Here is an 11,916-nt window from a genome sequence, read left to right as displayed (position 1 = left end):
CCCGATGCACGTCCGCCCCAAGAAACACCTGGGCCAGCACTTCCTGAAGGAGGACGCCATCGCGCAGCGCATCGCCGAGGCCCTCACCCACCATGGCGGCTACCGCCGCGTGCTGGAGGTGGGGCCCGGTACGGGCGCCCTCACCCGCCACCTGCTCGGGCGCAAGGACATCGACCTCACGGGCATCGAGGTGGACACCGAGAGCCTGGCCCATCTGCGCGCACAGCATCCCGAGCTCCGGCTCATCGAGGGCGACTTCCTGCGGCTCGACCTGGACGCGCTGGGCGATGGCCCCTTCGCCGTCATCGGCAACTTCCCCTACAACATCAGCACGCAGATCGTCTTCAAGGTGATCGAGCACCGCGACCGGTGCACGGAGGTGGTGGGCATGTTCCAGAAGGAGGTGGCCGACCGCATCCGTGCCGGGCACGGCAGCAAGGTGTATGGCATCACCAGCGTGCTGGCGCAGGCCTACTACGATGTGGAGCTTCTCTTTCACGTGGAGCCCGGCTCCTTCATCCCGCCGCCGAAGGTGCGCAGCTCGGTGATCCGCCTGCGGCGCAACGCCACCGCGCGGCTGGCCTGCGATGAGGCTGTCTTCCACCGCCTGGTGAAGGCCGCGTTCAACCAGCGGCGCAAGACGCTGACCAACGCCCTGCGCCACTTTCCCGGGCTGGAGGGCGGCCTGCCCCCGGAGCTGGCGACACGCCGCGCCGAGCAACTGCCCGTGGAGGCCTTCGTGGGGCTCGCTGCTCTTGCCGGCACGCCCACCTGCTGAGCCCACGGCCCCTTCGTAGCTTTGAACGCCCCACCACCGGGGCTTCCATGGACCACCCGCCGGCATGTCATTCGAGCTCACCAAAGGCCTGCTGGACCGCATCCAAGGCGATGTGGAGGTGGGGCGCGACCAGGACATCCTGGCCGTGCTCAGCGAGCTGCACCCCTCGGACATCGGGGGCGTACTGGGCCGCCTGACGCTCGACGAGGCGCGCTACGTGCTGCGCCTGCTGGAGGAGGAGACCGCCGCCGAGGCCATCCTGGAGCTCGACGAGGACCTCCGCGAACGCCTCCTCGAAGGCCTTACCAGCCAGGAGATCGCCGACAAGCTGATCGGACACATCGATTCGGACGATGCCGCCGACGTGATGGCCGACCTCCCCGAGGAGAAGGCCAAGGAGGTGCTCGACCTGCTGGACGATGAGGAGCAGGCCGACGACATCGAGGAACTGCTCCGCTACCAGGAAGGCACGGCGGGAGCGCTGATGGCCAAGGAACTGGTCAGCGTGCGCGCCGACGCCACCGTGGCCCGCGCCATCGTGGAGATGCGCCAGCAGGCCCGCGAGGTGGATCACGTCTACACTGTGTACGTCGTGGACAAGGACGAGCGCCTCGTCGGCATCCTCCCGCTCAAGGAGCTCCTCTTCTCGGCCGAAAGCACCCGCACCCTCATCAAGCACATCTGCGAAACAGAGGTGGTGAGCGTGCGCGTGGACACCGACGCCGAGGAGGTGGTGAACCGCATGAAGAAGTACGATGTGGTGGTGCTGCCCGTGGTGGACAAGGATGGCAGGCTGGTGGGCCGCATCACCTTCGATGACGTGATGGACGTGATGCAGGAGGAGGCCACGGAGGACTATCAGCTCGCCAGCGGCATCAGCGAGGACGTGGACGCCACCGACAGCCCGATGGTGCAGACGCGCGCCCGCCTTCCCTGGCTGTTGATCGGCCTGGCCGGCGGTGTCCTCAGCTCCCAGATCATCGGCCTCTACGAGGAGGAGCTGCGCATCGATCCGAAGATGGCCTTCTTCATGCCGCTCATCGCCGCCACCGCCGGCAACGTGGGTGTGCAATCCAGCGCCATCGTGGTGCAGGGCCTCGCCGCCGGCACCCTGCAGAACATGCGCGTGGGCGCCCGCCTGTGGAAGGAGCTGCGCGTGGCCGTCATCACCGCGCTCATCTGCGGCACCCTCATCTTCGCGGTCAACCTCGCCCTGCGTCAGAGCCAGGCCCTCAGCTACACCGTCAGCATCGCCCTGTGCATGGTGATCCTGACGGCCGCCCTCTTCGGCACCCTCATCCCCCTGCTGCTCGACCGCATCAAAGTGGACCCCGCTCTGGCCACCGGGCCCTTCGTCACCACGCTCAACGACATTTTCGGCCTGCTCACCTACTTCTCCGTGGGCCACATCATGTACGGCCTCTTCCACTGACCATGCGGATCCACTTCCTGGATGAGGTCCATCCCGTGCTCGTGGAACGGCTCACCGCCGCCGGCCATGCCTGCATCACGCACGAGCGTCCGGACGCGCCGGTGCTGGACCACTGCGATGGCCTCGTGGTGCGCAGCCGACGCGTGGGCCAGGACGTGCTGGACCGCGCCCCGGGCCTTCGGTTCGTGGCGCGCGTGGGCTCCGGCCTGGAGAACATCGACACGGCCGCCTGTGCGGCCCGCGGCGTGGAGGTGATCAACTCCCCCGAAGGCAACCGTGATGGTGTGGCCGAACACACGCTGCTGTTGGCGCTGGCGCTGTTGAAGCACCTGCCGCGCGCCGATCGCCAGGTGCATGCGGGCCAGTGGCTCCGCGAGGAGAACCGCGGCACCGACCTGCACGGCCTCACCGTGGGCATCATCGGCCTGGGCCACATGGGCCTCGCCTTCGCCGAGCGCCTGCAGGGCTTCGGGGTGCGCGTGCTGGGCCACGACAAATACCGCAGCGGTCACACCCAGCCTCACGTGGAGCAGTGTGACCTTGCCACCCTGCAGCGCGCGAGCGACATCGTAAGCCTGCACCTGCCGCTGACCGGGGAGACGCATCACTACGCCGACGCCCGGTTCCTCTCGGGCTTCGCCAGGCCCATCCGCCTGGTGAACACGAGCCGCGGCCCCGTGGTGCACACCGCCGCCCTGCTCGATGCGCTCGACAATGGGCGGGTGCTCGGCGCCGCCCTCGATGTGCTGGAGTTCGAGCGCCCCGACCTCTCCGGCCTCGACCCCGGCACCGAGGCGCCCGTGTTGGAGCGCTTGCTGGCTCACGATCGCGTGATCCTCACCCCCCACATCGCCGGGGTCACCCATGAAGGCCGCTTCAAGATGGCCGCGGTGCTCGCCGACAAGATCCTCACCCGCTTCCCCCATGCCGAACCCTAGGGCCCTGCCCGCGCTCGCCCTCCTGCTCTCCGCCTGCATGACCTCCGCCCCCGAACCACCCGAAGTGCACGGCCACCGCGGTTGTCGCGGCCTGGAGCCCGAGAACACCATCGCCGCCTTCCAACGCGCCGCCCGGCTGGGCTGCACCTGGCTCGAGCTGGATGTGGTGCTCACCGGTGACGGGCATGTGCTCGTGAGCCACGAGCCCTGGATGGACCACCGCATCTGCACCGGGCCGAACGGCGAAGCCCTCTCGGAGGCGCAGGGCCTGGCGCTCAACATCCACCGGATGACCCTGGCGGAGGCCCAGGCGTGCGATTGCGGCTCGCTGACGCATCCGGATTTCCCCGATCAGGAGAGCCGCCGCGCGGTGAAGCCGACGCTCGCCGAGGTGGTGTCGGCCATCGAGGAGCTCACGCTCGCCGAGGGCGTGGGACCCATCGCCTACAACATCGAGATCAAGAGCGACCCGGCCTGGTACGGCACCCATCAACCGGCGCCGGACATGCTGGCCGCAGCCGTGCTGCGCACCCTCGGCGACCTGCAGCTCGGCGCCAACTGCCTGGTGCAGAGCTTCGACCCCGCCGTGCTGGAGGCCGTCCACGTCCAGGACCCCGGCCTGCGCACCGCCCTGCTGGTGGAAGCGGGCACCGACCCGGATGTGGAGCTCGGCCGGCTCAGCTACACGCCTGACGTCTACAGCCCCCAGTTCAACCTGGTGGACGCCCGCTCCGTGCGCGCGCTCCAGGACCGCAACATCGAGGTGGTGGTGTGGACAGTGAACGAGGAGGCCGACATCCGACGGATGATCGCCCTCGGGGTGGACGGGATCATCAGCGACTTCCCGGACCGCGTGCTGCGGATCCTGGAGGAGGCGGAGTAAAGGACCGGGCGGAGGCCAGCTCGACTAGCCCATCACGAACCGGGCGGTGGTGCGGCTCCGCTGCTCCAGGAGCACCTCCTTTCCGGCCGTCAGGGCCGCCAGCGTGGCGTCATCGTAGTGCCTTACGGTGACCAGCTCGCAGCCGTCATTATACCGCACTTCATAGCCGTTCCGCAGCTCCTCGATCAGCTGGCGGCTACGCGGCGTGTCGTCCACCACCACGCTGAAGGCCAGGGCACTGTTCTGCATCAGGTCGATGCGCACGTTGTGCCGGGCGAACAGCCAGAAGATGCCGCTGAGGTTCTCCTCCACGATGAAGCTGAGGTCGCGCGGGGTGATGCTGATGAGCAACTGCTTCGGCTTCACGATGAAGGAGGGGATCAGCGAGTCGCTCTCGCTCCGATCGTCGATGGTACTGCCGGGTGCGCCGAGGTCCATGAACGACCGCACATAGAGCGGGATGTGCTTGCGCTGCAGCGGCTGCAGCGTGCGCGGGTGGATCACGCTGGCCCCGAAGTAGCTGAGCTCGATGGCCTCGCGGTAGCTGATGTGGCTGAGCAGCTTGGTGTCCGGGAACCGCTTGGGATCGGCGTTGAACATGCCGGGCACGTCCTTCCAGATGGTCACGCTCTCCGCATCGAGCAGGTAGGCGAAGATGGCCGCGCTGAAGTCGGAGCCCTCGCGTCCCAGCGTGGTGGTCCGCCCGTCCGCCGTGCGCCCGATGAAGCCCTGGGTGAGCACGCGACCGGGTTTCTCCTGGTACAGCGGCTTCAGGTAGCGCGCCGCCAGGTTCTCGCTGGCCTGCCACTCCACCTTCGCGGCCCGGTGGCTGTGGTCCGTGCGCACCACGGTGCGCGCATCGAACCACGTGTTGGTGAGGCCGGCATGCCTCAGGTGTGCGCTCACCACCAGGGTGCTCCACACCTCGCCAACGGAGACGATCTGGTCGTAGTCCTCGTCCACCCTGCCGCTGGAGCGCTGGGCCAGGATGCGATGCAGGTCCCGGAAGGAGGTCTCCAAGGCCGTGCGTGCACCTTGATCGCCCGGGGCCACCTCCTCCAGCACACCGAAATGCATGGTGCGCAGAGCCTCCACCATCGGACGTGTATCGCGCCCATCGCCATAGGCCCACACCACCTCCTCCAGGGCATTGGTGGTCTTCCCCATGGCGCTCACCACGATGAGCAGGTCGTCACCGGGGACGTGCGCCAGCACCTTCGCCACGTTGCGCACACCGGCCGCGTCCTTCACGCTGGCCCCGCCGAACTTGAAGACCTTCATGGTTGAATGGGTCGTGAGTCGGAAGTCGTCTGAGTCCGCACGTCCGTCCGCAGCCTGTTGACCAAGCTGCTAAAGGAACTTCTTGGGGTTATTGGCCATGAAGTTGAGCAGGCTTCCCACCTCCTCGGCTAGGCTGTAAAGACCATCATACTCCTTCTCCGTGATGTACTCGCAGGCGAGTGCAAAGTCCAGCCAGACCTGTGTCTCGCATAGTTCGGTCTCACAGTCGTTCAGCTTCGCCTCGAAGTACTTCTGCGAGCGACGGCGACGGTAGGCCTCGGCAAGGTTCGTTACCACCGATCGTGAGCTGCGGCGGATCTGATCCGTCATGCTGTATTGCTCCTCCTTCGGGAACTTCTTCGTTCGGTGGAAGATGGCCATCGAAAGCTTGAAGCCCTTCTGATAGGCGAACAGGTCCTGCACTTTGCCCATGGGTAGTTGTGTTTGTGGTTATGGCGAACCTACCAAGGAACCTGACTCCCGACTCATCCGACTCAGTGGACTCACGACTCATCTACACCTAGCAGACTCCCGACTCATCCGACTCCCGACTCAGCGGACTCACGACTCATTCAGTCTTAGCGGACTCCCAATTCATCCCCCACTTTCAACCAACCGCTCCATCTCCTCCCGTGTCATCCGTCCGTTCACCCATTTCGGGTCGAAGGTCGCGCCCAGCCGGGTATAGAACCGCATGGCCTCCGTGTTCCAGTCGAGCACCTGCCAGAGCATGTGGTGATGCCCCTGATCCAGCGCGAACGCGGCGCAGGCCTTGAACAACTTCTCCCCCACACGCCTTCCGCGCGCCGCCTCCGTCACCACGATGTCCTCCAGATACAGGCAGCGGCCCCGCCATGTGGAATAGCGCGTGTAACACACGGCCATGCCGATGATCACTCCCTCGAGCTCAGCGACCCAACCGAACCAGACCGGTTCCGCCCCGAAGCCGGCATCCAGCATCTCCGCTTCGGTGACGGTCACCGCATCGGGCTCCTTCTCGAACGTGGCCAGCTCCTTCACCAAAGCCAGCATCTGTGGCACATCACGGCGCTCGGCCCTGCGAATGACGATCTGCATGGATGCAAAGGAAAGGGCGCATCATCTTTGCGGCATGTCCGACATCAAGACCCTCTCCGAGTTCATCGTCGAACGCCAGGCCGAGTTCCCCGGCGCTTCGGGCGACCTGAGCAGCCTGCTCACCGCCTTCCGCCTCGCCGCCAAGATCGTGAACCGCGAGGTGAACAAGGCCGGGCTGATGGCCGACATCCTCGGCGCGGAAGGCACCGAGAACGTGCAGGGCGAGGCCCAGCAGAAGCTCGATGTCTACGCCAACAACCTCTTCATCCGCATGATGCGCACCCAGGGCGCGGTGTGCGCGGTGGCCAGCGAGGAGAACGACGACATCGTGCACTTCGACAACGGCGGCAAGTACGTGGTGACCATGGACCCGCTCGATGGCAGCAGCAACATCGACGTGAACGTGAGCATCGGCACGATCTTCAGCATCTACAAGCGCATCAGCACCGGGCCCAAAGCCACGCTGGAGGACTTCCTGCAGCCCGGAAGCGCACAGGTGGCGGCCGGCTACATCGTGTACGGCAGCAGCACCATGCTCGTGTACAGCACCGGCCACGGCGTCAACGGCTTCACGCTCGACCCCAGCATCGGCACCTTCTGCCTCAGCTACCCGGACATGAGGACGCCCGCCGATGGCAAGATCTACTCCATCAACGAGGGCAACTGGTACGAGTTCAGCGATGGCGTGCGCAATTACATCGATGCCTGCAAGCAGAAGAAGATGAGCGCCCGCTACATCGGCAGCCTGGTGGCCGACTTCCACCGCAACCTGCTCAAGGGCGGCATCTACCTCTACCCCGGCACCACCAAGGCACCCAAGGGCAAACTGCGCCTGCTGTACGAGGCGAACCCGCTCGCCTTCCTCGTGGAGCAGGCCGGCGGCATGGCCACCGATGGCACCACCCGCATCCTGGACCTGAAGCCGACCGAGCTGCACCAGCGCTGCCCCTTGTACATCGGCAGCAGGAACATGGTGGAGGCGGCGATGAAAGCCTAAGCCCACCCGCCTCAATCCTTCTTGACGGACCGCTGTCCATCACGGCGGACCGTGGGCTCATACCCACTGCTCCAAGGTTCCGAGCTGCGCCCGCATGGCCTTGCGTGCCCGGAACAGGTAGACCTTCACCTGGGTCATGTCCAGTCCGGTGATCGAGACGATCTGGTTGTAGGAATGTCCTTCCCGATCGCGCAGGAGGATGAGCGAGCGCTGGAGCGGGGGCAATTGGGCCAGTGCCCGATCAATGGCGTCCCCCAGACCGGCCTTGGGCTGCTGGGTGGTGAGCACCTGCTCATGCACGGGTTCATAACGACCCACGCGCTTGCAGCGCCGGGTGCGGTCCACCACGAGGTTATGGGCCATGGTGAAGAGGTAGCTCCGGGCGCCGGTCACGGTCACCTGGTCCAACCGCATCCACAGCCGCAGGAAGCACTCCTAGACGATGTCCTTGGCCTCATCGCGGTCGCGCAGGTGCTTCACCACGTAGCGATACAGGGCATCCGAATGATCGTCCACGGCGCGGTTGTAGGCTTGGATGTCCATGACGACGGGGGCGCTTGTTCCATGCCCCTCCATGCGGGTGGCCGCGACCACGCCCATGCAGGCGGGCTTGGCCGGCTCGGCGATCCCGGTCCTCACATCGCTGTGGGTGACCCGGAGATGCGGGGCGGGGGCGACTTGGCCTTGCCGCATTTGCAGCGAGGTGCAGCGTGCGGGGTGGAGGGAAGTGTTCATGGCCGTTGGTTCCTGGGCCAAAGGGACACCGGTCGCCTTCATTATCCATGGTGAAATGACATGAACTGGAAGGAATGGTGCATGGACCGGAGAAGGCGCCAAGGCGGCCATCCCCCAGGACCAGCCCTAACTTTGCGACCTTCTCGGACCCGATGCCCGCACCATGCGGCACCGGGTTTCGGGCTTTTCACCGTTCATGTCCATCACCTCCCTCCCCGACCTCCTCTCCCTCTACCGCTCAGACGCCCGCGTCGCTCGCGTGGCCGATGCCCTGCGCGAGAAGGCCGCCCGCGTGCAGATCGCCGGCACCATCGGTTCGTCGCAAGCCTTCATCGCCAACGCGGTGATCGAACAGCGCGGCGGCGTGCATGTGTTCGTGCTCACCGACCGCGAAGAGGCCGCGTACTTCCTCAACGACCTCGAAGCGCTCCGTGGCAAGGACAAGGACGGGCGCCATGCGAAGAAAGAGGAGGACCTGTTCTTCTACCCCGCACCGTCGCGTTCAGCCTACGACCCCGAGGGACACCATGACGGCGAGCGGGTGACGCGCACGGAGGTGCTGGAGGCATTGATGAAGGTGAATAGTGAATGGCGAATGGCGAATGGTGCGGATGCGCATTCCCCATTCACCAACTCCCATTCACCATTCACCAACAAACTCATCATCATCACCTACCCCGAAGCCCTCATCCCCCTCGTGATCGGCAAGGAGGAGATGGCGAAGAACACCCTCGCCGTCAGGCGCAACGAGGAGCTCCCGATCGACACCCTACAGGAATGGCTGGAGGAGACCGGCTTCGCCCGTGTGGAGTTCGTGTACGAGCCAGGCCAGTACAGCATCCGCGGCGGCATCGTGGACGTGTTCAGCTACGGCAGCGACAAGCCCTACCGCATCGAGCTCTACGGCGATACCGTGGAGAGCGTGCGTCGCTTCGACCCGCAGGACCAGCTCACCATCGAGTTCCTCGCCGAGGCCGTGATCGTGCCCGACCTCCAGGACGAGGATGCCGCCCGCCAGCAGACCTTCTTCGCCCAATTGCCGGAGGACACCGTGCTCTGGCTCCGCGACATCCAGGCGATCGGCGATGCGGCCAAGAAACAGCTCAAGCTCCTCGCCGAGTCCTACGAGCGCCTGCCCGACAAGGACAAGCACCCCACCCCCGCCGAGCTGCTCGCTACGGACACGGAGCTTATCAAGGGGACATTGGGGTTCCGGAAGGTGTTCTGGGCGGGTAGTGGTGAATGGGAGTTGGCGAATGGCGAATGGGAAAATGCCCGCAGTGGGTCAGGCCCATTCACCAATGACCATTCGCCAGTCACCAAGCAAAGCGCGCAGATACGCGGTACCGACCACCGCGCACAAACGACCGTCGACTTCCAACAACGCCCCCAACCCACCTTCGCCAAAGAGTTCAAGGTGCTCAGCGGCGACCTGCACAACAAGCAGAACGCGGGCTACACCAACCTCATCGCCTGCAACAGCGCCAAGCAGAGCGAACGCCTCTACGCCATCTTCAACGACATGGAGCACGAGGTGGCCTTCACGCCGCTGGTGCTCGACCTGCACGAAGGCTTCATCGATCCCGAGCTCAAGCTGGCGCTCTACACCGACCACCAGATCTTCGAGCGCTACCACCGCTTCCGGCTGAAGGAAGGCTTCCGCAAGAACGCACAGGCCCTTACGCTGAAGGAGCTCACGCAGCTCAAGCCCGGCGACCTGGTGGTGCACATCGACCACGGCATCGGCGTGTTCAGCGGCCTGGAAACGATCGAAGCGGGAGGCAGCCAGCAGGAGGCCATCCGCCTGAAATACCGCGATGGCGACATCCTCTACGTGGGCATCCACAGCCTGCACCGCGTCAGCAAGTACAGCGGCGAGGAAAGCGGCAAGGCACCGAACATCAGCAAGCTCGGCACGCCCGCGTGGAAGAACCTGAAGGAGAAAACGAAAGCGAAGGTCAAAGCACTCGCGTTCGACCTGATCAAGCTCTACGCGCAACGCAAGAGCAAGCCCGGCTTCGCGTACCAGCCCGACAACTACCTGCAACACGAGCTGGAGGCCAGCTTCATCTACGAGGACACGCCCGACCAGAACAAGGCCACGCAGGACGTGAAACGCGACATGGAAAAGCCCACGCCGATGGATCGCTTGGTCTGCGGCGATGTGGGCTTCGGCAAGACGGAAGTGGCGATACGCGCGGCGTTCAAGGCGGTGTGCGACAGCAAGCAGGTGGCCGTGCTCGTGCCCACCACCATCCTCGCGCTGCAACATTGGAAGAGCTTCTCCGCACGCATGAAGGGCCTGCCGGTGCGCGTGGACTACATCAACCGCTTCCGCACCAGCGCACAGCAAACGCAGATCCTGAAAGACCTCAAGGAAGGCAAGATCGACATCCTCATCGGCACGCACCGCTTGGTGAGCAAGGATGTGCAGTACAAGGACCTCGGCCTGCTCATCATCGACGAGGAGCAGAAGTTCGGCGTGAACGTGAAGGACAAGTTGAAGACGCTGCGTGCCACGGTGGACACGCTCACGCTCACCGCCACGCCCATCCCGCGCACCTTGCAGTTCAGCCTGATGGGCGCGCGCGATCTGAGCATCATCAGCACGCCGCCGCCCAACCGCTATCCCGTGGCCACGCTGTTGCAGCCTTACGACGAAGTGACCATCCGTGGTGCGATCGAATACGAGCTCGGTCGCGGCGGTCAGGTGTACTTCCTGCACGACAAGGTGAAAAACATCGAATTCATCGCCGACATGATCCGCAAGCTGGTGCCCGGCGCGCGCGTGGGTGTGGGTCACGGTCAGCTCGAAGGCCACCAACTGGAAGAAGTGATGCTGGACTTCATCGAGGGCAACACCGATGTGCTCGTGTGCACCACCATCGCGGAGAACGGCCTCGACATCCCCAACGCGAACACGATCATCGTGAACGAGGCGCAGAACTTCGGCCTCAGCGACCTGCACCAGCTGCGCGGACGAGTGGGCCGCAGCAACAAGAAGGCTTACTGCTACCTACTGGCGCCGAGCCCGCACCTGCTGCCCGACCTCAGCCGCAAACGCCTGCAGGCCATCGAACAGTTCAGCGACCTGGGCAGCGGCATCCACATCGCGATGAAGGACCTCGACATCCGCGGTGCGGGCGACCTGCTCGGCGCGGAGCAGAGCGGCTTCATCAACGACATCGGCTTCGAGACCTACCACAAGATCCTGGAGGAGGCCGTGCGCGAACTGAAGGACCAGCACTTCAAGGAACTCTTCGCCGATGCGCAGGAGGGCAGCCATGCCCTCGCCCGCGGTTCACGCCGCGACCAGAGCGACGACTGCATCATCGAGACCGACCTCACCATGCTGATCCCCAACAGCTACGTGAGCGAGACCGCCGAACGCCTCGCCCTCTACCGCCGCCTGGACGATATCAAGGATGAAGCCGAGCTGCAGAAGTTCACCGCCGAGGTCACCGACCGCTTCGGTCCCATCCCGCCGCTGGTGAACGAGCTGCTCGAAGCCATCCGCCTCCGCTGGCTGGGACAACGCATGGGCCTGGAGAAGATGGTGCTGAAGAAAGGCACGCTCATCGGCACCTTCATCGCCGACCAGAAGCATCCGTTCTTCGAGGGCGATGGCTTCAACGCCGTGCTGCGGGCGGTGCAGGCGCAACCGAGGCGCTTCAAGGTGTACGAGAAGGCGGGAACGCTGAGGATCAGCGTGCAGGATGTGAAGAATGTGCACGCAGCGAAGGAGGCCTTGGAGGGGGTGGTGGGAGTTCCAGCCTGATCCGCGGCAGCGGTTCA

The 11,916-nt window shown here is 65.0% G+C and carries 11 protein-coding genes; 6 read left to right on the top strand and 5 right to left on the bottom strand.

Features of this window, described 5'->3' with window-relative positions; translation table 11 throughout:
- Positions 1-4: 4 nt before the first annotated feature.
- The 4 genes from rsmA (at position 5) to IPM49_13660 (ending at position 4,031) form a co-directional block, all read left to right on the top strand.
- Positions 5-778 carry a ribosomal RNA small subunit methyltransferase A gene (gene rsmA / locus IPM49_13675; GenBank protein MBK9275571.1) on the top strand — a complete coding sequence of 258 codons (774 nt, stop codon included), beginning with the start codon at positions 5-7 and terminating at the stop codon, positions 776-778.
- 64 nt (positions 779-842) lie between these two features.
- Positions 843-2,210, top strand: coding sequence for a magnesium transporter (gene mgtE / locus IPM49_13670; GenBank protein ID MBK9275570.1), 1,368 nt, complete (start codon positions 843-845; stop codon positions 2,208-2,210).
- Between the two features lie 2 nt (positions 2,211-2,212).
- A complete protein-coding gene (locus IPM49_13665) occupies positions 2,213-3,148 on the top strand; it encodes a hypothetical protein (protein MBK9275569.1) in 936 nt (311 codons plus the stop codon).
- Complete coding sequence (locus tag IPM49_13660) at positions 3,135-4,031, top strand: glycerophosphodiester phosphodiesterase (GenBank protein MBK9275568.1); 897 nt, start codon at positions 3,135-3,137, stop codon at positions 4,029-4,031. Before IPM49_13665 ends, IPM49_13660 begins: the two co-directional genes overlap by 14 nt.
- Before the next feature lie 24 nt (positions 4,032-4,055).
- Here the strand turns inward: IPM49_13660 and IPM49_13655 are convergent, their stop codons facing one another.
- The 3 genes from IPM49_13655 to IPM49_13645 form a co-directional block, all read right to left on the bottom strand.
- Complete coding sequence (locus IPM49_13655; protein MBK9275567.1) at positions 4,056-5,312, bottom strand: aspartate kinase; 1,257 nt, start codon at positions 5,310-5,312, stop codon at positions 4,056-4,058.
- Between the two features lie 69 nt (positions 5,313-5,381).
- Positions 5,382-5,744: a four helix bundle protein gene (locus tag IPM49_13650; protein MBK9275566.1), complete on the bottom strand. Its 363-nt coding sequence runs from the start codon at positions 5,742-5,744 to the stop codon at positions 5,382-5,384.
- A gap of 162 nt (positions 5,745-5,906) precedes the next feature.
- Positions 5,907-6,389 carry a GNAT family N-acetyltransferase gene (locus IPM49_13645; GenBank protein MBK9275565.1) on the bottom strand — a complete coding sequence of 161 codons (483 nt, stop codon included), beginning with the start codon at positions 6,387-6,389 and terminating at the stop codon, positions 5,907-5,909.
- 34 nt (positions 6,390-6,423) lie between these two features.
- On the opposite strand from IPM49_13645, the gene fbp reads away from it, so the two are divergent.
- Positions 6,424-7,386 (top strand): class 1 fructose-bisphosphatase, encoded by a 963-nt coding sequence (gene fbp, locus IPM49_13640; protein ID MBK9275564.1) that lies wholly within the window; start codon positions 6,424-6,426, stop codon positions 7,384-7,386.
- Between the two features lie 57 nt (positions 7,387-7,443).
- On the opposite strand, the gene IPM49_13635 is transcribed toward fbp, so the two are convergent.
- Positions 7,444-7,800: an RNA polymerase sigma factor gene (locus IPM49_13635; GenBank protein MBK9275563.1), complete on the bottom strand. Its 357-nt coding sequence runs from the start codon at positions 7,798-7,800 to the stop codon at positions 7,444-7,446.
- 21 nt (positions 7,801-7,821) lie between these two features.
- Positions 7,822-8,121 (bottom strand): hypothetical protein, encoded by a 300-nt coding sequence (locus IPM49_13630; GenBank protein ID MBK9275562.1) that lies wholly within the window; start codon positions 8,119-8,121, stop codon positions 7,822-7,824.
- A gap of 196 nt (positions 8,122-8,317) precedes the next feature.
- Here IPM49_13630 and mfd point away from each other — a divergent pair, with 196 nt between their 5' ends.
- Positions 8,318-11,899 carry a transcription-repair coupling factor gene (gene mfd / locus IPM49_13625; protein ID MBK9275561.1) on the top strand — a complete coding sequence of 1,194 codons (3,582 nt, stop codon included), beginning with the start codon at positions 8,318-8,320 and terminating at the stop codon, positions 11,897-11,899.
- Positions 11,900-11,916: the final 17 nt, after the last annotated feature.

It is taken from the genome of Flavobacteriales bacterium (assembly GCA_016715895.1).
In the GTDB taxonomy this organism is placed as follows: domain Bacteria; phylum Bacteroidota; class Bacteroidia; order Flavobacteriales_F; family PHOS-HE28; genus PHOS-HE28.
This window is presented reverse-complemented; position numbering and strand designations above follow the sequence as displayed.